Below are 19,739 nucleotides of genomic sequence, written 5' to 3'. Positions count from 1 at the left end.
TCCAGTATACCGGTATACGAATACGTGGGAAATCGGCACATGACATGGAAACAGAGTCACATCACTCCATCCTGGATGCGCTGCGCATGCGGATCTGCCTGACGCCGCCCACGGAGAGCTTTGCGCTGTCCGAAAACAGGTTGGCGCAGGAGTTCGGAGTGTCGCGGACTCCGGTCCGTCAGATCGTCCAGCTGCTGGTCCGCGAAGGGCTGGTCGAAGTGAAGCCCAGCGTCGGGGCCGGCGTCGTCCAGCTTGCCGTAGATTCGCGTCAAAGCTGCCTGGCGCTCTACCGGGACCTCATGCTGATCGCGGCGCGGCACTGCGACGGCATCCCCCTGCAAGCCAGAACCCGGATCGAGCTGAGCGGCATCCTGACTATGGTAAACGGCGCTGAAGACGGGACGGCGGACGACTACGTCAGGTTGATGACCCGCGTCCACATGGTGATCGTCGAGGACGTCCCCGATCAGGTCATCCGCGCCGCCGGAACGGCGGCTTTCTGGCGCGTGATGCGCTGGCGCGCGCTTGATATCCGCACGGATCCCCAGGCCCACTGGGCCCTGTGCACCGCCAGCATACAGGCCCTGAGCATCGCCGCCGAAGGGCAGGCCCTCTCAACCCTCATCGAACGCATCGCAGGCCTCACCGACAGACACATCTGGAACGGGAAAAGGAGCGCCTGAAACACCGCCGCCGGCCGAGCTGGATACAGACGGTGATGGACACCGCCGAACTCAAGGATCCCGTAAAAATTCCCTTCGGCCAGCCGTCGCTGCAACACCTGCGCCACTGCCCAGCCCGCTGTCATCCAGGTCTCCCGGTCCGACGGATCCGTGAGGATCACGGGCGTGGCCTTGGAGTGGATCTCGGCGATTTCCGCATTCGGCTCGGTGGCGAGGAGCCCGTAGAGATCATCGGTGGCCCCGCCACCCTTGAGCGTTCGGCTATTGGTCCAGTCCGGAATTCAGAGTCCTGCAAACCTAGGTGGGCGCTCATCTGCCGGCTCGAACAAGGCATCGCCCTTTCCCTTGCCGGCCGGTTCGGCAAACGAGGTAAGTGGCACCGGACAGCTGTTTGGGCTGGACTCCAATCGACAGTGAAGGAAAAATCCCGTGGCAGGTCAGAAATACAAAGCCCTTTGATCGCGACCGTCAGCGACTCAGGGTTCCACACCATTTTCCCGGAAACGACCGGCGCGTATTCATACTTGAAAGGCACTGCACTTTGGACCTTCCTCGCGGATACTTTAAACTCGATCGCGCGCGATTGATTCAGAAAGAGCTTAAAATGAATGCATTATCGCGGACCCGTTTTTTCCCCCGATCTCTGAGCCAGTGGTTCTGCCAGCTTCTTCTTGTGACAATGATGGGAATGTGCGGCGCGGGTTTCGCGAATGCTCAATCGGCACAGATGGAAGCGGAAGCCGATATGCCGTCCCCCCTGACCAGTTCGCCCTTGGCACCGCTCCCGCTCAACAGCCCACGCGCCACGTTCGGCAGTTTTCAGACCCTTTCGCAAAACGCGGTCGACACTATTCTGGAGGCAATCGATGTCGCCTCGAACAACAACGCCTTTTTTGACACGGCAGAGGTCAAGGCGCTCAAGGCCAAGGGCATGAGCGAACTGGTGGCGGCGACTCAGACTCTGGATCTGTCCTCCGTCGCGCCTGAAAGCCGTCGGTCTATGGGGTTGAATGCCGTTCTGCTTCTGAAAGAGATATTGGAGCGCATTGATGTGCCCGACATCTCTCAGGCGCCGCTGAGCGGCGAAGTCGCGCCCAACAAGGACCAGCCGAGTTGGAGCCTTCCGGGCACCGAGATCCGCATGGTCGGCTTGCCGGATGCAAACGGAACCCTACGCTACAAGTTTTCGTCGGACACCGTCGAGCGTTTGCCGGAGTTCTATGCTCGTGTGCGTGACCTGCCTCAGAAGACCGGCAGCGAGATCGACTTTTACAGGACATTCACCCTCGGCCCGGGGCTTTCGGCCCCCATCGAACTCTACAGCTATCTGACACGCCTGCCGCCCGCGTTCCTGCGGGATTACGGGGGACAGGCAGCCTGGCAGTGGATGGCCTTTGGCGTCCTTACAGTTCTCCTTCTCGGGACAAGCGCGACCCTCCTCGTGCGGGTCTTCGGGCGTTCGACACAGGGCTCGCATGTGCCCCGCGCTATCGTGCTTCTGGTCGTGGCGCTTCTTCTGGGGATCTATGGCTGGCTGAATGACGAGATCATCAATACGACCGGCGAGCTGCAGGCCGCGATCGAGGTGACGGTGCTCGTCCTGCAGGGGGCGACGCTGGCCGCTCTGGTCGTGCTCGTCTTTTACGGCTTGGCGCGGATGGTGCATACCTTGCCCGGCGACCGGCGCGAAGGTCTGGACGCTAGCCTGCTGAGGCTGGCGATACGTGTGGTGGGGATCATCTTGGCCGCCTTCATTCTGGCCACGGTCGCCACGCGGCTGGGTATGCCTCTCTACGGGGTGGTCGCCAGCCTGGGGGTTGGTGGCCTGGCACTGGCACTCGCCGTCCGCCCCACCCTCGAGAACTTCATCGGCGGATTGATCCTCTATGCGGACCGACCCGTCGCAGTCGGTGAAATGTGCAAGTTTGGCGGGGTCCAGGGCACCGTGGAAGCGATCGGTTTGCGCTCGACAAAGATCCGGGCGGTCGACCGGACCCTGATCACCGTGCAGAATTCCGATTTTGCCGAGATGTCGATCACCAACTTCTCAAGGCGCGACGGCAACCAGCTTCAATTCGAATTCGACGTGTGGCCTGATGCCGATGGATCGCAGGTGATCAAAACGATCAACGAGGTGGCCGCGAAACTCCGCGAGGATCATCGCATTCAGCAGGACAGCGTTCGCGTGCTGGTGCGCGAAATGCCCGAGGATGCCCTGAAACTGGAAATACAGGCGCAGTCCCTAATTGCGGACTGGACGGATTTCCTCGACATGCGGCAAAAGCTTCTGCTCGCGCTGATTGACATGCTAAAGACGCGCAACGTCCTGCGGAACGACCGTGAGGCCGCGCCAAGCTGAGCCTATCGCAGCCCCTGAGGAGACCCCCTTGTCAGCCACGCAGACGCCGCCCTCATCCAGCTCCTTGAAGAAAGTCCGGCGCAGTCCCTGGGCACAGGAGTGGTTTCTGGCCGTCACCCTTGCGACCGTTCTGGTCTTCGTCTTCTTCGGCGAGGCCATCTTGCCGCTGGTACATGTGCCCCTCGGCCTCGTCGGGCTTCTCTCCGGGCTCTTCTTCGTGGTCATGGGCACGGCAATGGGGGTCGTGCGTCATGCAGAGGCCATAGCAGAGCGCCTAGGCGAGCCGTTCGGCACCCTTGTCCTGACGCTTTCGATCACTGGGATCGAGGTCTGCAGCATCACCGCCGTGATGATGCACGGTGAAAGCAATCCCGATCTCGTTCGTGACACGCTCTTCTCCGTCGTCATGATCGTACTCGGTGGGATGATTGGCACCGCGCTTTTGGTCGGCGCGCTCCGGTACAAGGAGCAGGAGTACAACCTGCAGGGCGCGAATGCCTACCTTGGCGTCATCGTCCCGCTAGCGGTCTTCACGCTGATCCTGCCGGACGTCACCAACACGACCGCCGGGCCGACCCTTTCGACCATGCAGAAGGTGATGGTTGGCGCGATGTCGGCGGGCCTCTTCGTGGTGTTTCTTGCGCTCCAGACCGGCCGCCACCGGGCGTACTTTTCGACGCCGGAAGACAATGGGGAAAGCGGTGAGCATGGTACATCGCACGACCAACCGTCCATGATTCGCCACATACTTTTGCTGCTCGTTTACATTGTCCCGGTGGTCTACCTAGTGGAGCAGTTGGCGCACCCGATCGATTACGTGATCGAGACCCTGCATGCGCCACAGGCATTGGGCGGCGTGCTCATGGCCGTCCTGGTCGCCACGCCTGAAGCGGTTGGCGGCGTCAAATCGGCGCTCTCCAACCGCCTCCAGCGCTCCATCAACATCTTCCTCGGGTCTGTCCTGGCCACCATAGGTCTGACCGTGCCCGTCATGCTTGTCGTTGCAAGCATCCTCGGTCTGGAACTGAACCTCGGCCTTCCACCGACACAGATGCTGCTTCTGGTCACGATGCTGGCCACCAGCATCATCACCTTCTCAAGCAAGCGGACAAACCTAATGCAAGGCGCGGTCCACCTGCTCCTGTTCATGGCCTTCATCCTGTTGCTATTTCAGTCGTGATGGGCATTGTTGCAGAACTCTCGCGGCGGAGGATTCACATCACGGATCCATGCGGTTGGACGAATGACATGAGCAAGCCCAAACCCGCCCGCTACCGCACGACGAATTGGTCCGCCTATAACGCTGCGCTCCGCAAACGCGGGTCTTTGCTGATCCATTGCCCGGCAGCACATGCTTGCATGTGTGACAGGGTGGCTGGACAAGGAGATGGCCTTGCACGCGCCGGATGAGGGCCGCCCTGGGCGCCCGCCGGTGTTCTCGAATACGGCTATCCAATTCTGCCTGTCCACGGCCCGGCAGGGCATTGCGAAGCAATGTCCCGAGAGGGGATCAAAGTGCTGTTCAAGCTGCCGCGCAGACAGACCGCCGGGATGGTCGCCAGTCTGCTGCGACTCGCGGAACTGGCCTGTCCCGTTCCGGACTGCCCGTCGCGAAAACTATCGGATAACTGCGTCCGGGGAAAAGGGGCACTCCGGTCAGCAAGTGCTTTGTGCAACATGTATAACCGCCCCTTGCGCAAGAGATATTTCCAGAGCTGATTTTAGCGCGTCATCGGGTGCTGACATGTATCCGGCCTCACGATGCGGCGTCACACATGCCGCGGGCCCGTATGGTGTTCGAGGGTCGGGTCCAGATCAAAGCCGCGTGCTCGAAGGCACTCTGTTGCACACTGGTTCTCCCGATCCCGTCTCACGACGATTGCGCCAAACTGCTCCTTCCGCTCCGACGTCCTCGCGACCTACAGCGGGCTTACGCCGCCGCGGCCGGAGCTTTGTAGACGCCACCTCGGGCCATTAGGGCCCAGACGATCCGCGCCATTTTATTTGCGAGCGCCACCCGCACCAGCATCGGTGGCTTGCGCGTCAGCATCCCGCCCAGCCAAGTGCCGGGCTTGGCCGTAGCATGGACATGCCGCTTGATGATGACGCTGTTGGCCCCGATGATGAGCAACCGTCTCAGGGATCGCTCACCCATCCTGGTCGTGGCCCCGAGCCGCTGCTTGCCCCCGGTCGAATGCTGTCGCGGCACCAGACCAAGCCACGCCGCAAAGTCTCGTGCTTTGCGGAAGGTCTCAGGCGGTGGCGCCAGCACTGCGATGGCCGTGGCAATCAGGGGCCCAATGCCTGGGATCGTCATCAGTCGTCGGGCCACGTCATTCTCTTTGGCCCGGCGGGCAATCTCTGCGTTCAGTTTCCCGATCTCCGCCTCGAGGTGAGCGAGTGCCAGAACCAGCACCTTCAAAGTGGCAATGGCATCGGCGTGTATGCCGCTGTCCGGGTCCTCGACGATGGCGATCAGCTTCGAGGCGTTGGCCGCCCCTTGCGGCACAATCTGGCCGAATTCTGTCAGATGACCGCGCAGAGCGTTGATCGCCTGTGTCCGCTGCCGGATCAGCAATTCCCGCACGCGGAAAACCATCGCCGCACCCTGAACCTCTTCGCTCTTGACCGGAACGAAGCGCATTGTCGGACGCACAGCCGCTTCACAGATTGCTTCGGCATCTGCCGCATCATTCTTCTGGCGTTTGACGTAGGGCTTGACGTAGGCCGGTGGGATGAGCCGAACGTCATGCCCCAATTTGCCGATCTCGCGCGCCCAGAAGTGAGCGCCGCCGCATGCTTCCATCGCGACAACGCAAGGCGGCAGCTGGCTGAAGAACGCCAACACCTGCATTCGCCTCAGCTTCTTACGCAGCACTGCACGACCCGCGCCGTCCGCTCCATGGACTTGAAACACATTCTTTGCCAGATCGAGTCCGACCGTGATAATCTCCGACATGACCGCTCCTCTTTGTGGATCCTCGCAGACACACCTTGGCACACAGATGTCGTCGGGGGGCGGTTACATCATCAAAGCCTACCAGTACTATCGATCAGAAGAAGGTGCAGCGGGCCATTGAAGCCCCGATAGGGGACGTTCACGGCCAGCGTTTTCTGACAGCGTGATAGTGTGCCGAGGTCGGGCGCCGCCCAGTACAGGCCAACCAGGCGCAGCGGGCTTTCGACGCCCCCCGTCGCCTGCCTCAACGCCATGCCGAACAGCACTTTCATGGCAAGGCATGTCTGGATGGCGGCATCGCTGTAGGTCGGCTGGTGGCCACGCCGACCCGTTGGCGCCGCCACCCAAGTCATCTCAGGATCAAACCACCCTCTCATAACTGCAAGCGGCGACTGCCGGGCAATGGATTGTGAGCGAGCCACGGCGCCTGAGCGCTTCGTTATAGGCCCGTCAGTTTCTGGTCTTGTAGGTTGGGGGTGTAGGTCTGCTCATGCATCCCATCTACCATGCTGGAGTCACGAGATGAATCCCTCATGGGGTTTATGCGACAGAGCCTCGCTACCTGCAAAATCACGGCAATTGAAGTGAGCCCGAGTTCAGTGGCTGAACTGCAGCCCTTGAGCCTTGGGCGAAATTCGGAGGCGCGGCGAGTGACCGCAAGGTGGGCTGTGGTTGCAGCAATCGGTGGCCATGACGAAAGTCCGCCAAGGGCCGAAATTGTCCGACACTCTGTGTCAAAACGGCAGCTTTTGGTGCGTCGCAGCGAGGCTGACTGCTGTCGCGGGGCGGGTATCCGTATTCCTGTAAATCGCGGCGCTTGCGCTTGAAAACCGCAATATCGTTGAACTGTCCGGCCGCGAAACCGCCGATCAGTAAGGCGCCAATCGCTCGCGCATGTCGCTGAACTCGGCCAGCGCGCGCATCGTGCGGCCGTCGTCGATGGTCGCCAGGTCGAGGATCACCGTGTTTGCCACCGTCATCGGCACCACAAGGCTTTGCGACTCGCCTGCATCGCCGCGCGACACCGCGATATGCCGGTCGGGGGACGGGTCCAGCGCGGCGCCCCGTTTGTCGGTCAGCGCCAGGGTCGTCGCGCCGCGCGTGGCGGCGACCTGCATGATCCGCGCAACCGCCGCCGGCAGTTTGCGGAAGTTGATCAGCCACAGCACGTCGTCGCCGGTCATGCCTGCGACCTGTTCCAGCCACTGGTGCTGCATCAGCGACAGGTCGACCGCGTCATAGCCCGACCGGCGCAAGCGCAGCGCGACAAGGTGGCAAAGCGTGGCAGCGTGGCTTTGCCCGAACAGGAAGATCCGCCGCGCGCCCAGCAGCGCCTCGGAAAAGCCGCGGATGTCGGCATCGGTCACGCTGGCGCGCAGGGTTTGCAACGCGGTGATCTCGCTGTCCAGAACCGAGGCCAAAAGCCCGCCTTCCCCCGCCTTGGCCAGCCGGGCGGCGATGCGGGCGGTGGGGTCCTCGAACTCGCCCTTGCCCTCGACCAGCCGCTGCTGAAGGAAGGCCCGGAACTCCGGGTAGCCCTTGAACCCCAATCGCCGCGCCAGCCGCACCGCCGAGGCGGGATGCACCCCCGCGCGAAAGCTGACCTCCTTGCCGTTTTCCATCGCCGCGCGGATCGGGTCGCGGACCATCACGTCAAGGATACGGGTGTCCGCCTCGGTCAACTGGTCCGAGTGGCGGGTGATGAGGTCGCCGAGGAACGTTGTGTCGTCGCTTTGCATGGGGATTTATGGTCTCTTGATCGGGCCGCATAGTCCAGCGGCGCACGGCGTCAGACGCGCGCGCCGCTTTGCATGTCGAAAAGGTGTGCGGCGGCCACGTCGTATTCCAGCCAGATCCGGTCACCCGGCGCGGGCAGGTCCTGCCCGCGGTGGGCGATGGCGGACATGGCTCCCGACTGGGTCTGGCAGTGCAGCACGACCTCTGATCCGGTCATTTCCGTCAGGGCCAGCCGGGCCTCGATCGACGCGACGCCCGGTTTCTTGCGGTGCAGCCTCAACGTGTCGGGGCGCAGGCCCACCTCGACTCCGCGCCGACCCGTCCAGCCCGTGACCGCTTCGGCGGTGACGAAGTTCATCTTCGGCGTTCCCAGGAAGGACGCAACAAAGCGGTTCGCGGGACGGTCGTAGATCGCCGCCGGTGTGTCGAACTGCTGCAGGTAGCCGTCCTTCATCACCGCGATCCGGTCGGCAAGCGAAAGCGCCTCTGTCTGGTCGTGGGTCACGAAGACGATGGTGGCACCCAGTTGCTGATGGATTGTCTTGATCTCGGTCCGCATCGTGTTGCGCAGGGCGTTGTCCAGGTTCGACAACGGCTCGTCCATCAGGAAGGTCGAGGTCTCGCGCGCCATGGCGCGGCCCATCGCCACCCGCTGCCGCTGGCCGCCGGACAGCGCGCCGGGCTTGCGGTCCAGGTAGGGCGTCAGTTGAAGCGTCTCGGCCACCGCGCGGGCGCGGGCCTCGCGCGTCTTGCGGGGGACCTTGCGCAGTTCCAGCCCGAAGGCGATGTTTTCCAGCACTGACATGTGCGGGTACAGCGCGTAGTTCTGGAAGATCATCGCGATGTCGCGGTCCTGCGGCGGAAGCGCGTTCGCGCGGCGACCGTCGATGACGATCTCGCCGTCATCGCAGCGTTCCAGCCCGGCAATCAGGCGCAGCAGGGTCGACTTGCCGCAGCCCGAGGGGCCGACGATGACGACGAATTCGCCGTCGCCGATGTCGAGGTCGACACCATGCAGGACCCGAGGGCCATTGGCATAGGTCTTGCGGATGTCGCGAAGGGTGATCGAACTCATGCTGTCGTCTCCTGGTGGAACGCGTCGCGGCGGGCGATGGCAAGGCTGGGGCGGTCGGTTGTGAACACCTTGGCGCCCAGCCGCAGGGCATGGTCGATCTGCGCCGCGCTGTGGGCGGCCCAGCAGCCGAATTCCAGCCCCTCGCCACGTATGTGATCGCGCAGTGTTTCCGTGGCGGTGTCGACGTTGACGCCGATCTCGGGGATGCCATGCGCCTTCGCCAGGTCCGCCACGGCGCGCGCGCCAAGCTGGGTCAGGACCGGCGGGCTGACCAGCCAAAGCAAAGGCCGGTCGGTGACATCACGCAGTTCGTCCAGTGTGGGCACGAGGAACGAGGTGAAGCCGGTTTTCGCAAGCATCCCGCAGCGTTCGATCTCGGCCACGACGCGGTGGGCGAAATCGGCATAGGCCAGGCCGCCCGGTCCCGGCTTGAACTCGCAGCGCAGGGTGACCTGGCTATCCTTGTAGATATCGCACAGCTCGGCCAGCGAGATCGGGTGCTGCCCGCCGGAATAGTCGATGACGACTGAGCGCACCGCTGCCTCGGGCAGATCTCGGATCGCGCCCGTGCCGTCGGTGGTGCGATCCAGCGTGGCATCATGGTGTACCATGATCGCGCCGTCGGCGGTGGGATGGACGTCGAACTCGACCTCGTCCACGGGCATCGCAGCGGTGGTGCGGAAGCCGCGCGGCGTGCTGTCGCCGAATTCCAGCGTGCCGCCCCGGTGCGAGGCGATACGGGTGAAAGGGGAAAGATGCGTCATTGCGGTGTCTTCTTTTTGGTGTTCCGGGGCCGTGGTCATTTCACCGCCCCCATCGTGATGCCGCGCACGAGGTGGCGTTCGACAAGGACGAAGCCCAGCAGGACCGGCAGGATGGTGATCGTCGACGCCGCCATTACCAGCGGCCAGTCGATTACGTCCTCGCCCGGATTCACACGGTACAGCCGCGCCAACCCGATTTGCAGGGTGAAAAGGTCGCTTTTGCTGATCGCGACCAGCGGCCAGATGTAGTTGTTCCACTCGGCAATGAACAACTGCAGCCCCATCGAGAAGATCGCCGGCTTCGAGATCGGCACGATCACCCGCCACAGCACTTTCAGTGGGGTCGCGCCATCCATGTAGGCCGCCTCGTCCAGCGCGCGGGGGATCCCGCGGATGTACTGGCGCAGGAAGAAGGCGGCGAAGCCCGACGAGATCGCCGGCAGGATCAGGCCCGCGTAGCTGTCCAGCATCCCGGCCCGCGCCAGCGTCAGGTAGTTCGGGATCAGCGTGATGTGGCTGGGGATCATCAGCGTCGCCACCACCGCACCGAACATCAGGTTGCCACCCCGAAATTCGAACCGGGCAAAGGCGAAGGCGGCCATCGTGGCGAACGAGATGCCCAGCAGCGTCACGATGCCCGACACGATCACCGAGTTCAGCAGGTAGCGGGCGAAGTTGTACTGTCCGATCGCCACATCGTAGTTGCGTAGGGTGAAGTCGACCCCGCCGGAGTAATAGGCATCCGATGTCTGGAAGCTCATCCAGATGGAATACAGCACCGGCGACAGGAAGATGACGGCGGCCAGCAACGTGAGGCCGTTGATGATCCAGAGGGCGCGGGCGGACGTTTCACGAGTCATAGTGGACCCTCCGGCCGATCACGCGGGCCTTCACCAGGGCCAGCGCGATCAGGAAAATGAACAGCAGCACGGCCAGCGCGGACCCGGTGCCGATGTCGAACAGGGTAAAGCCGACGCGGTACAGCATGTTGACGATCATGTCGGTGGCGCCCGCGGGCCCGCCGCGCGTCATCACGTCGACGATGGTGAACACCTGGAATGCGTCGATCACCGAGATCACCAGCAGGAAATACGTGGTCGGCATCACCAGCGGGAAGGTCACGCGCCGGAACACATGGAACCGGCCCCCGCCGTCCACCGCCGCCGCGTCGTAGTATTCCATGGAAATCGCCTGCAGCCCGGCTGTGTAGATGATCACGTCGTAGCCCAGCTGCTTCCACGTGTTCACGAAGATGATCACGTACAGTGCCAGTTGCGGGTCCTGCATCCATGATACCTTGTCGAAGCCCAGCATCTGCAGGAAGCCGTTGATCGCGCCGTAATCGGTCGAGAACACCCAGCTGAACACCACCGCGATCGACACGGTCGAGGTGACGGCGGGCAGGAAGATCGCGCCGCGCGTGATGCGCGACACCGCCGTCTCGCGGATCAGGAAGGATGCCACCGCCAGTGCCAGCGCCAGCCGCAGCGGCACCGAGATCAGCGCAAAGACCGCGGTGATCTTCAGCGAGTTCCAGAAATCGCGCGAGGTCAGCAGCAGCCGATAGTTGTCGAGCCCCACCCAGGGCTTGGTCGGCGACATGAAATCCCACACGCGGAACGACAGGTTCACGCTTTGCAGGATCGGGATGTAGGTGAAGACCGCCATGAAGCCGAGAAGCGGCAGCACGAACAGGTAAGGGGTCAGTTTGCGAAGCATGTCGGGAAATGTGCCTTGGGCGCGGGTCCACGGGACCGGACAGACAAGGGGCCCCGGGTTCGGGGCCCCCTGCGGATGGTTCGGGCGGCCTACTGGCCCAGGCGGCCCGCTTCGTTGCGGGTCCGGTCGGCGAAGTCGACTAGCGTCTCTTCGACGTCACGCTGGCCAAGGGCCATCGCCTGCCACATGCCGTACTCGGTGGCGCGCATCCACGTCACGACCGGCGGACGCGGGCGGCCACGGGCGACCTCGAGCTGTTCGATCGACACGCGGATGCCAGGCTCGTTTTCAAGCGTTTCGGCGGCCAGCGGTTGGTCGGCGGTGTTGCGGTTGATCGGCATGTAGCCGGTGCCGGCAAACCAGATCGCGTTCGATTCCGCCGAAGCCGCGAAGCTGATGAACTGGTAGGCCGCGTCCTGCACCTCGGCCTCCGCCGTGGACAGGATGCCGATGCCTGCGCCGCCGATTGGTGCGGCGCAGACCTTGTTGCAGGGCAGCGGGCGCACCATCAGGTCATCGCCCAGCGATGCTTTGGACTGGCGGTAGTTTCCTGTCGAGTTCATCATGATCCCGACATTGCCCGCGAAGAACGCGTCCCGGCCGGTGTTTTCTTCGGTGACGTTGTCGGCCGAAGCGACGCCGTGGTCATGCACCAGCGATGCCATCCATTCATAGGCCTCGATGGTGTTCGGCGCATCGATCAGGATCTCGCCCGACACGCTGTCGATCAGGTCGCTGTCGTTGTCCATGATCAGGCCCCAGCGCGCAAACTGCCCGGGCGCCGCGATGCCGTAGATGCCTTCGTCGCCCAGTTCGTTCTGGATCTGCTGTGCGGCGCCAAGGATCTCGTCATAGGTGGTCAGCGGCGTGTCTTCCGAAAGACCGGCCCGCTCGAAGATGTCCTTGTTGACATAGGTCACCGGGGTCGAGCTGTTGAAGGGCACGATATAGTTCTTGCCCTCGTAGACGCCGACCTCGCGGGCGAAGTCGAACAGTTCGTCCTTCAGCGGATCGGCTTCAAGGTAATCGGTCAGGTCCATCAGCACGCCACGGTCGGCGAACAGGCCGTAGCGGGTGACTTCCATGATCACGGCATCGGGGCCACGGCCAGCGGGGATGGCGGCCTGCAGGCGGGCAACGATGTCGTTGTAGTTGCCGACATGTTCGGCTTCGATGGTGATGCCGGGGTTGGCTTCTTCGAAGTTGGCGATGATCTCGGTCAGCGCGTCGCCGGACGAGCCGCTGAAGCTGTGCCAGAATTCGACGGAGACCTCTGCAGCCGCAAGAGAGGTCGAGCCAAGCAGGCCAGCAAGGCCCAGCACGGCGATACGGATAAGTTTTCTGTCCATGAGGACCACCTTTTTTGCAATTCAGGTTGCACGTTGTATCGGTGGTCGGGATAGACGCGGTGTGTGACGCAAAACCCAACGATATGTTAAGTTTTCTTGACGGTTACGCCGTTTTCCGGGGGCCGCGAGGACTGGATGGTCGTTACCCGGCGGGTTGTTATTGCAGCGGCGATGATGGCGAACCCCCCGTACCTGCAATGAAAATTGCAGTTCTCCGAAAGCCGGTTCGCCGGACTTTTTTCCGTCCCGCAGCGTCATATTGGCAGCGGTGCAACATCGCAATTGCGAGACGAACATCGGATGCAAGCCTATGAGGCCGAGCGGTTGCGCCCGGTGAACGAGATTGTCGCGGGCACCCGCTCTGGCGGGCCCAAGCGGGTGATCGACGAGGTCGAGGCGCGCATTGCCGATCTTCCAGGCCAAAAGTTCAATGATCTTGGGGGTATCCTGCCCTTCGAGGCGCGAGATGCCATCGTCAACGGCTACTCCAGATTGGCTGGGTTTTCGACCGCACAGGTACAATAACTATGATGCGGACTGGTTCCGTGAGGCATTGACAGGAAAGGGGATCAAGCCCTGCATCCCGGGACGTAGGACGCGCGACAAACCGATCAAATGCGACAAGCGGAGATACAAGAGGCGCAACCGGATCGAGATCATGTTCGGACGCCTGAGGACTGGCGGCGGGTTGCCACTCGCTACGACAGATCCCTCACCGTATTCCTCTCAGCAATCGCGCTCGCCGCGACCGTTTTTCTGGCTCTGAATCAATGAGTCTGGACCCCAAGGCGCACAAACGCGCAGGGGGCGGCGCAGTTCCATCGCTTTTTTTTGGCTAAAATTGAACTGGGCCGGGACCAACTGGGTTGGCTCGGCATAGCCCTGCGCTTTTCCCTGTCTCAGATCGGGTCGCGGCCCTGGGCGTCCAAGCGCCAGAATATAAGAGAGGCAAAATGGAAAACGCATCATTTGACCTGCACTGGGTAGATTATGCCATCGTCCTGGTCTACTTCGCGGCGGTGATTGGCCACGGCCTCTATATTTCGCGAAAGATGAAGGGCGGCGCGGACGACTATTTTCTCGCCGGCCGCAGCCTTCCCTGGTATCTGATCGGCTTCTCACTCTTCGCCTCCAACATGTCCGGCTCCAGCTTTGTCGGCCTGATGGGCGGCGCCTATGACAATGGCTTGGTCATATTCAACTACGAATGGACTGCCGCGCTGGTGCTGATCATCTTCGCGATCTTCATCCTGCCGTCTTTCCTGCGTGCCAAGATCGGAACGGTGCCGATGTTCCTTGAGGAACGCTATGACGTCCGCTCCCGGCGGGCGTTTTCACTGTTCACCATCCTTGCCATCATGTTCATCGACACGGCAGGCGCCCTGTATGCTGGCGGTCTGGTGATCTCCAACGTGACAGGAGTGCTGAACCTCTGGACGGCAGTGGCCTTGCTCGCCCTCGTCGCAGGCGTCTACACGATTCTCGGTGGCCTTTCCGCGGTGGTCGTGACCGATACTGTTCAGGCCATCCTGCTGATCGTGGCGGCCGCGGCGCTGTTCTGGCTCGGCCTCGACGAGATCGGCGGCTGGCAACAGCTCTTTGTCGACGTCCCGGAAGAGAAGACCAAACTGATCCTGCCGGCAAACGACGACTTCCTGCCATGGACCGGGCTTTGGGGCGTCGTCCTGCTGGGTTTCTATTACTGGACGATCAACCAGTTCGTGGTTCAGCGCACCCTGGGGGCCGAGAACCTGAAGGAGGGTCAGGTGGGCGCCCTCTTCGCCGGCTTCCTGAAACTGCCCAACCTTTTCCTGATGATTCTGCCGGGGTTGATCGCGCTGAAACTCTATCCCGATCTGGAAACCCCCGACCTTGCCTTCCCCACGCTGGCATTCGAACTGATGCCCATCGGGTTGCGCGGGCTGATCATGGCGGCATTGATCGCGGCGATCATGTCCTCGCTGGACTCTGCGCTCAACTCGGCCTCCACCCTCGTGGTGAAGGATTTCATCGAACCGAAATGGAAGATCGGCGAGGATCGCCAAGTCTGGCTGGGGCGCGTCGTCACCGGACTTGTGATGGTCTTCGGGGCGATCTACGCCCCCTCGATCGCCAGTTTCGAAAGCCTGTTCGAGTATTTCCAATCCTCGCTGTCCTACGTGATACCGTCCATGGTCGTCGTGTTCATTCTTGGCCTTTTCGTTCCGTGGCTGAACGGGAACGGTGCCTTCTGGACGATCGTGATCGGCCTGCTCGTCGGCGTGCCGCTGTTCATTGCCAAGGAAGTGACCGGCATGTGGGAGGCATGGGGCATGCCGGAGATCCACTACACGGTCATGTCCTCGATCATGATGGGCCTGGGGATCGTCACGCACTTCGGCATCTCCGCGATGACCCGGCAGGACCGCAAGGAAGACATCGACAACCTCGTATGGTCCAGGAGCGGAACGGCAGAGATCTTCACCCGCTGGGAAAAGCCACTGTGGAAGAACCAGTCGATCTGGGCGGGTCTGCTCATTCTCTGCCTTGCCGGCTTCGTGATCTGGTTCGCCTGAAAGATGGAGACGGCGACCCGCATACTCGACGCTGCCTGGCGCAGGGTGGCCGACTGGCCTGAATGGCTCGGGTCGGCTGCTGTCCTGTCCGGGGCGCTGATCCTTTCCCTGTTGCTGCATGCGCTGCTGTTCCGCATTCTACGGCGCTGGCTGGATACCGACAGCGGCATGGCCGGGTCCTCCCTGCGCCACGCCAGACGTCCCACGCGCCTGGCCTTTGTACTGGGCGCCATGGCGATCATCGTCCCACGCCTGGATCTGCCGTGGCGATTGCAGGACGGATTGGGCCACATGTTCCTGATCCTTCTGATCATCCTGGTAGGCTGGACCACCATCCTGGTGACCCGCCATCTGAGCGACCGGGTCATCCGGCACCAGAGAATGGATATCGACGACAACCTTGCAGCGCGAAAGCTGGTAACCCAGTTCCGGGTGTTGCGGCGTACAGCCACGATCCTGCTCACGATCTTCACGACGGCCGCCGTCCTTCTGACCTTTGAGACTGTGCAGCAATATGGCGTCAGTCTGTTCGCCTCGGCAGGGGCGGCAGGCCTGATCCTCGGCCTTGCGGCACGGCCGGTGCTGGCCAACCTGATTGCGGGCATCCAGATCGCCATCACCCAGCCGATCCGACTGGAAGACGTGGTCATCGTCGACGGGGAATGGGGCTGGGTCGAAGAGATCTTCGCCACATATGTCGTGGTGAGGATCTGGGACTGGCGCCGCATGGTGGTCCCTCTGAGCTATTTCATCGAACAACCCTTCCAGAACTGGACACGCGAAAGCGCCTCGATCATCGGCGCGGTTCACTGGCATCTCGACTACACCGTCCCCGTGGAAGAACTGCGCGGAAAGCTGGAGGAGATCGTGCGCGCGTCGCCCTACTGGGACGGCAACGTCATCAACCTTCAGGTCACCGATGCGGACAAGGACACGATCGCCCTGCGCGGCCTGATGAGCGCCCGCACATCGCCCCAGGCCTGGGACCTGCGTTGCGAGGTCCGCGAGAAGGTCATCACATGGATCCGGGCCGAGCATCCGGAGGCCCTGCCCCGCCTGCGCGGAGAACTGCTGCCTGCCAAGGCAGAGAGCACGCCGGGCTGACTGTCAGAAGAATAAACGAACATGCTAGGACCATCCCAATCACTTTTCCCATCGGGCGGTGCCCATCTGCATCTTCCGGATCACCTGACCCGGATCGCGGCCGGGTTCGCGGAGAGCCACGTCTTCGACCGTGACCCGCTCCGGCGGCGCAGGCCCTGCGCGGCTCTGGACGCGGGGACCGGCATTCCGTTCTTCCTCTCGCGCCCCGACGTCCACATAGCCCCGGGGCTCGCGCCCCCCCCAAACGATGCGGCCCGCGTGAATGCTGTGGCGGACGAACTGAACCTGCAACTGATCTGACGAAAGGAACGGACCGATGGACTACGGATTGAAGGGAAAGACCGCGCTGATCACTGGAGGCGCCTCCGGCATCGGCAAGGCAACAGCCAAGCTTCTTCTTGCGGAGGGCGCTCAGGTCATCCTCGTCGACCTCAAGGGCGATGACGTCGCTCGCGCCGCGCAGGACCTGGGCGACAACGCGACGGCCCTTCAGGCCGATCTGCGCGACCCGGCGCAGATCAGGGGGCTGGCCGCCACTACCGAGGAGCGCATCTCCATGCCGGACATCCTGATCTGCGCGGCCGGCGTGACCGGCGCCAAGGGTCACCCGCTGGAGATGAGCGACGCAGACTGGCACGAGGCCTGGGAGACGGACTTCATGTCGGTCGTGCGCACCGTTCGCGCATTCGAGCCCGCGATGGAAAGCCGTGGCTGGGGCAGGATTGTCATCCTGTGCTCTGAAAACGCAGTGCAGCCTTACGCGGACGAAGCCGTCTACAATGTCGCCAAGGCGGGCCTGCTGAATTTCGCCAAGGGCCTCAGCGGCCCCGCGGCGCAGCGTGGCGTGCTGGTCAACTGCGTCTCCCCGGCCTTCATAGAGACGCCGATGACCGATGCGATGATGGACAAGAAGGCTCAGGCGGACGGCACCGACCGCGACGCGGCGATCCGGCAGTTCCTGAAGACCGAGCGCCCCTGGCTGGCGCTGGAACGGCGTGGCAAGCCGGAGGAAGCCGCCCATACCATCGCCTTCCTGTGTTCGCAGCAGGCAAGCTTCGTCGTTGGTGCAAACTACCGCGTCGATGGTGGTTCGGTCGCAGCGATCGCCATGTGACAAGGCGGGGCCGGACATCCGCCAGCACGCGGCTCCGCCGTACCGCGCTTTCGGCCCCTAGCGGGCGGGAGATGTCTTGCGTCCATGCGGTCTGTCAATCCGCATGGACGCAAGATGTGAATCCTCGCCACACCGACGTGTGCAACATCGCCTAGCCTGCCCCACCCGCAAGAGACGCTGGCCGGAATAGGTTGATGGGCTTGCGCCAAGGGGCGCACCGCCCAGAGGCGCTTGCTTCGACATTGTCTGAAATATGTATATATACTGAACAAATAATCGAACATTCCGTGCGAATAAATGTGATCAACGGATATATTTGTGTTGATTTGTAAATATTCCCTGCCTAAGCTCACCCAAGCTTCAACGACTCCGCCAAGATGGCAGATATATGCTGAAGCCGTACGCAGAGACGATAGGGGAGGATCGTATCAGCTGCATCGCAAGCACAGTCACATGTGCTTCCATGCGCAAAGCACAAGACCGTAGCAGTAAGCGCACAGTGCGCACTCGCTCTCTCGGAGCTGCCACGGCCATGGGCTAGCCAGCCTATCTGGCCTCATCGCGCAATTCGTTTACGACAATACCGCCCCACATTCATGATGCCGAACCGGAAAAGCACTGCTTTTCCGAACCGTTCGTTGCACGCAAGACGTCAGACCTGTCTGGCACACGACATCTGTAGAGGAGGAACAGATCTATGTTTTACAAAAGCTTGAAAACGGCACTTGGCGCTGCGCTTGGCGTGGCAATCCTCGGCACATCTGTTGCCGCGGCGGATTTTCCGACCCGTGATGTTCGCCTGATCGTGCCATGGCCCGCAGGTGGCGGCGCAGACGCGATTTCGCGCAAGATCAGCAACATCGCCGAGCAGGATCTGCCGAAATCCATCTATGTGGAAAACATCGCAGGTGCGGTGACCGCCACCGGTTTGATCCAGATGGCCAACGCACGTCCGGATGGCCACACCGTTGGCGTGCTGACCTATGACAGCATCATCACCCTGCCGCGCGGCCAGATGGTGCCGGGCTATTCGCTCGACAACATGAAGCTGATCGCACGCATCACCAGTGAGGCCGACGCTATCGTCGTGTCCAAGCATTCCGGCATCGAAAGCTACGAGGATCTGATTGCCCGCGCCAAGGAAAACCCCGGCGAAGTGCGTATCGGCGTGGCGCCCAAAGGCTCTGGCCCCTACCTCTCGGCAATGCAGCTGGAACAACTGCTCGACGTGGACTTCAACGTCATCACCTATGCCGGCTCGTCCAGTGCCGAAGCCGAAGCACTGCTTTCGGGCGAACTGGATGCGGCAATTTCCAGCCTTGGTGACTTCAGCGGTCTTCTGGCATCCGGCGATGCCAAGGGCGTGGTCGAGCTGACCTCTGTGCAAAACGCCACTTACACCGATGTGCCGACGCTGAAATCCAAGGGGCATGACCTGCAGACCGGCAGCTTTATCGTTCTGGCGGCGCCTGCAAACACCCCCGATGACGCGGTCGAGACGCTGGAGACCAGCTTCAAGACGGCCTACGACAGTGCCGAGTTCCAGGACTGGCTGGCGCAGATCGGCGTGACCGCCGATTGGCTCGGCTCCGGTGACGTTGACGTCTGGGTTGACGAACTGCAAACCAAGACGTTCTCGCTGATGGACGAACTGAACCTGTAAGCCTTTGCGCCTTTCATGTCTTCGGCCCAAAAAGCCGGAGGCATGACTTCGGCGGGGCCAGCGACGCAGCCAAGGCTGCCGCTGGCCGACCGCTGACCTTTTTACATTGAAGCCAGATGCCCGGTCAGCCGTGGCCACGGGACCCTGAGGTCCCAACCGCCGCCATGCGTTGACGGCCCCATCACAGACATCTCGGGAGAAGATGATGCTCTTTAACAGGCAATTGATATTTCTGTATTTCACTCTTGCGGCGTCTGTTGGCTATTTGGTTACCGCCCTCAGCCTGGGCGCGCCGATTGCTGAAAGCGGGCTGACCCCTGCCTTCTTTCCGACCCTGATCGGCGGTCTGGCAATCGTCTTTTGCTGCATCCTCATCCTGCAGGCGCTGCGATCCGGACCCGAGGCCGACCCAGTGGAAGAGGGTCGAAACTACACCCACGTCTGGGTCGTTGTCGCGATCTTCTTTTACATCGTGGCATTCCAGCCGCTGGGGTATTTCCTGTCTTCCGGCCTTTTCGTCTTTGCGCTGATCCTTCTGTTTTCGAAGTTTGAGAAGCTGCTGCAAAAGGCCCTCATCTCGGCCGCAATCGTCGTTGTCGCCTTCATCATGTTCCAACAATTGTTCGGGGTTCGACTCCCGACACTGTGGGGTTAAGTC

General features: G+C 62.1%; 18 protein-coding genes and 3 pseudogenes. 13 read left to right on the top strand and 8 right to left on the bottom strand.

Features of this window, described 5'->3' with window-relative positions:
* The first annotated feature begins 44 nt into the window (after nucleotides 1-44).
* The 5 genes and pseudogenes from PSAL_RS16190 to PSAL_RS16170 all read left to right on the top strand — a co-directional run.
* Nucleotides 45-683, top strand: a complete 639-nt coding sequence (locus tag PSAL_RS16190; RefSeq protein WP_119838413.1) for a GntR family transcriptional regulator — start codon at nucleotides 45-47, stop codon at nucleotides 681-683.
* Between the two features lie 35 nt (nucleotides 684-718).
* On the top strand, nucleotides 719-1,270 hold the full coding sequence (locus tag PSAL_RS16185; protein ID WP_147407609.1) for a hypothetical protein: 552 nt from the start codon (nucleotides 719-721) through the stop codon (nucleotides 1,268-1,270).
* A complete protein-coding gene (locus PSAL_RS16180; protein ID WP_196222737.1) occupies nucleotides 1,225-3,042 on the top strand; it encodes a mechanosensitive ion channel family protein in 1,818 nt (605 codons plus the stop codon). The genes PSAL_RS16185 and PSAL_RS16180 overlap by 46 nt, the downstream gene beginning before the upstream one ends.
* Before the next feature lie 28 nt (nucleotides 3,043-3,070).
* On the top strand, nucleotides 3,071-4,222 hold the full coding sequence (locus PSAL_RS16175) for a calcium:proton antiporter (RefSeq protein ID WP_196941867.1): 1,152 nt from the start codon (nucleotides 3,071-3,073) through the stop codon (nucleotides 4,220-4,222).
* A 68-nt stretch (nucleotides 4,223-4,290) separates the two neighbouring features.
* Nucleotides 4,291-4,644, top strand: a pseudogene (locus tag PSAL_RS16170) (transposase); the annotation flags it as partial.
* A 328-nt stretch (nucleotides 4,645-4,972) separates the two neighbouring features.
* Here PSAL_RS16170 and PSAL_RS16165 read toward each other — a convergent pair.
* The 8 genes and pseudogenes from PSAL_RS16165 to PSAL_RS16130 form a co-directional block, all read right to left on the bottom strand.
* The gene (locus PSAL_RS16165) at nucleotides 4,973-6,001 is read right to left on the bottom strand and encodes an IS110 family RNA-guided transposase (protein ID WP_119837610.1); all 1,029 of its coding nucleotides are present in this window, start codon (nucleotides 5,999-6,001) and stop codon (nucleotides 4,973-4,975) included.
* An 80-nt stretch (nucleotides 6,002-6,081) separates the two neighbouring features.
* Nucleotides 6,082-6,493, bottom strand: a pseudogene (locus PSAL_RS16160) (transposase); the annotation flags it as partial.
* Between the two features lie 377 nt (nucleotides 6,494-6,870).
* Nucleotides 6,871-7,740, bottom strand: coding sequence for a MurR/RpiR family transcriptional regulator (locus PSAL_RS16155; RefSeq protein ID WP_119838432.1), 870 nt, complete (start codon nucleotides 7,738-7,740; stop codon nucleotides 6,871-6,873).
* A gap of 50 nt (nucleotides 7,741-7,790) precedes the next feature.
* The gene (locus PSAL_RS16150) at nucleotides 7,791-8,813 is read right to left on the bottom strand and encodes an ABC transporter ATP-binding protein (RefSeq protein ID WP_119838433.1); all 1,023 of its coding nucleotides are present in this window, start codon (nucleotides 8,811-8,813) and stop codon (nucleotides 7,791-7,793) included.
* Nucleotides 8,810-9,577: a glycerophosphodiester phosphodiesterase family protein gene (locus tag PSAL_RS16145; protein WP_119838434.1), complete on the bottom strand. Its 768-nt coding sequence runs from the start codon at nucleotides 9,575-9,577 to the stop codon at nucleotides 8,810-8,812. The genes PSAL_RS16150 and PSAL_RS16145 overlap by 4 nt, the downstream gene beginning before the upstream one ends.
* 35 nt (nucleotides 9,578-9,612) lie before the next feature.
* Nucleotides 9,613-10,437, bottom strand: a complete 825-nt coding sequence (locus PSAL_RS16140) for a carbohydrate ABC transporter permease (protein ID WP_119838435.1) — start codon at nucleotides 10,435-10,437, stop codon at nucleotides 9,613-9,615.
* Entirely contained in the window at nucleotides 10,427-11,296 is an 870-nt protein-coding gene (locus PSAL_RS16135; protein ID WP_119838436.1) for a carbohydrate ABC transporter permease, read from the bottom strand. The genes PSAL_RS16140 and PSAL_RS16135 overlap by 11 nt, the downstream gene beginning before the upstream one ends.
* Nucleotides 11,297-11,385: 89 nt before the next feature.
* Entirely contained in the window at nucleotides 11,386-12,645 is a 1,260-nt protein-coding gene (locus PSAL_RS16130; protein WP_119838437.1) for an ABC transporter substrate-binding protein, read from the bottom strand.
* 204 nt (nucleotides 12,646-12,849) lie between these two features.
* On the opposite strand from PSAL_RS16130, the gene PSAL_RS16125 reads away from it, so the two are divergent.
* From PSAL_RS16125 to PSAL_RS16090, 8 genes and pseudogenes are all read left to right on the top strand, one after another.
* Nucleotides 12,850-13,170, top strand: a complete 321-nt coding sequence (locus PSAL_RS16125; protein ID WP_196222739.1) for a hypothetical protein — start codon at nucleotides 12,850-12,852, stop codon at nucleotides 13,168-13,170.
* A 1-nt stretch (nucleotide 13,171) separates the two neighbouring features.
* Nucleotides 13,172-13,419 (top strand): annotated as a pseudogene (locus PSAL_RS16120) (transposase); the annotation flags it as partial.
* A gap of 179 nt (nucleotides 13,420-13,598) precedes the next feature.
* The gene (locus PSAL_RS16115) at nucleotides 13,599-15,200 is read left to right on the top strand and encodes a sodium:solute symporter (protein ID WP_119838438.1); all 1,602 of its coding nucleotides are present in this window, start codon (nucleotides 13,599-13,601) and stop codon (nucleotides 15,198-15,200) included.
* Nucleotides 15,201-15,203: 3 nt separating this feature from the next.
* The gene (locus tag PSAL_RS16110) at nucleotides 15,204-16,304 is read left to right on the top strand and encodes a mechanosensitive ion channel family protein (RefSeq protein WP_119838439.1); all 1,101 of its coding nucleotides are present in this window, start codon (nucleotides 15,204-15,206) and stop codon (nucleotides 16,302-16,304) included.
* Between the two features lie 21 nt (nucleotides 16,305-16,325).
* Nucleotides 16,326-16,604, top strand: coding sequence for a hypothetical protein (locus PSAL_RS16105; protein ID WP_119838440.1), 279 nt, complete (start codon nucleotides 16,326-16,328; stop codon nucleotides 16,602-16,604).
* Nucleotides 16,605-16,620: 16 nt separating this feature from the next.
* Nucleotides 16,621-17,418, top strand: a complete 798-nt coding sequence (locus tag PSAL_RS16100) for an SDR family NAD(P)-dependent oxidoreductase (protein WP_119838441.1) — start codon at nucleotides 16,621-16,623, stop codon at nucleotides 17,416-17,418.
* Nucleotides 17,419-18,115: 697 nt separating this feature from the next.
* Nucleotides 18,116-19,081, top strand: coding sequence for a Bug family tripartite tricarboxylate transporter substrate binding protein (locus PSAL_RS16095; RefSeq protein ID WP_119838442.1), 966 nt, complete (start codon nucleotides 18,116-18,118; stop codon nucleotides 19,079-19,081).
* Nucleotides 19,082-19,283: 202 nt separating this feature from the next.
* Nucleotides 19,284-19,736 (top strand): tripartite tricarboxylate transporter TctB family protein, encoded by a 453-nt coding sequence (locus PSAL_RS16090; RefSeq protein WP_231388551.1) that lies wholly within the window; start codon nucleotides 19,284-19,286, stop codon nucleotides 19,734-19,736.
* Nucleotides 19,737-19,739: the final 3 nt, after the last annotated feature.

Origin of the sequence: Pseudooceanicola algae, assembly GCF_003590145.2 — a bacterium.
Classification (GTDB): Bacteria; Pseudomonadota; Alphaproteobacteria; order Rhodobacterales; family Rhodobacteraceae; genus Pseudooceanicola; species Pseudooceanicola algae.
Note: the sequence above shows the minus strand (reverse complement) of the source record. Positions and strands in the feature narration are given on the sequence as shown.

Excerpts from the sequence above, each read along its gene's own strand:
- PSAL_RS16190 (WP_119838413.1), top strand. The coding sequence starts at position 45 with ATGGAAACAGAGTCACATCACTCCATCCTGGATGCGCTGCGCATGCGG.
- PSAL_RS16185 (WP_147407609.1), top strand. The coding sequence starts at position 719 with ATGGACACCGCCGAACTCAAGGATCCCGTAAAAATTCCCTTCGGCCAG.
- PSAL_RS16165 (WP_119837610.1), bottom strand. The coding sequence starts at position 6,001 with ATGTCGGAGATTATCACGGTCGGACTCGATCTGGCAAAGAATGTGTTT.
- PSAL_RS16155 (WP_119838432.1), bottom strand. The coding sequence starts at position 7,740 with ATGCAAAGCGACGACACAACGTTCCTCGGCGACCTCATCACCCGCCAC.
- PSAL_RS16150 (WP_119838433.1), bottom strand. The coding sequence starts at position 8,813 with ATGAGTTCGATCACCCTTCGCGACATCCGCAAGACCTATGCCAATGGC.
- PSAL_RS16145 (WP_119838434.1), bottom strand. The coding sequence starts at position 9,577 with ATGACGCATCTTTCCCCTTTCACCCGTATCGCCTCGCACCGGGGCGGC.
- PSAL_RS16140 (WP_119838435.1), bottom strand. The coding sequence starts at position 10,437 with ATGACTCGTGAAACGTCCGCCCGCGCCCTCTGGATCATCAACGGCCTC.
- PSAL_RS16135 (WP_119838436.1), bottom strand. The coding sequence starts at position 11,296 with ATGCTTCGCAAACTGACCCCTTACCTGTTCGTGCTGCCGCTTCTCGGC.
- PSAL_RS16130 (WP_119838437.1), bottom strand. The coding sequence starts at position 12,645 with ATGGACAGAAAACTTATCCGTATCGCCGTGCTGGGCCTTGCTGGCCTG.
- PSAL_RS16115 (WP_119838438.1), top strand. The coding sequence starts at position 13,599 with ATGGAAAACGCATCATTTGACCTGCACTGGGTAGATTATGCCATCGTC.
- PSAL_RS16110 (WP_119838439.1), top strand. The coding sequence starts at position 15,204 with ATGGAGACGGCGACCCGCATACTCGACGCTGCCTGGCGCAGGGTGGCC.
- PSAL_RS16105 (WP_119838440.1), top strand. The coding sequence starts at position 16,326 with ATGCTAGGACCATCCCAATCACTTTTCCCATCGGGCGGTGCCCATCTG.
- PSAL_RS16100 (WP_119838441.1), top strand. The coding sequence starts at position 16,621 with ATGGACTACGGATTGAAGGGAAAGACCGCGCTGATCACTGGAGGCGCC.
- PSAL_RS16095 (WP_119838442.1), top strand. The coding sequence starts at position 18,116 with ATGTTTTACAAAAGCTTGAAAACGGCACTTGGCGCTGCGCTTGGCGTG.
- PSAL_RS16090 (WP_231388551.1), top strand. The coding sequence starts at position 19,284 with ATGATGCTCTTTAACAGGCAATTGATATTTCTGTATTTCACTCTTGCG.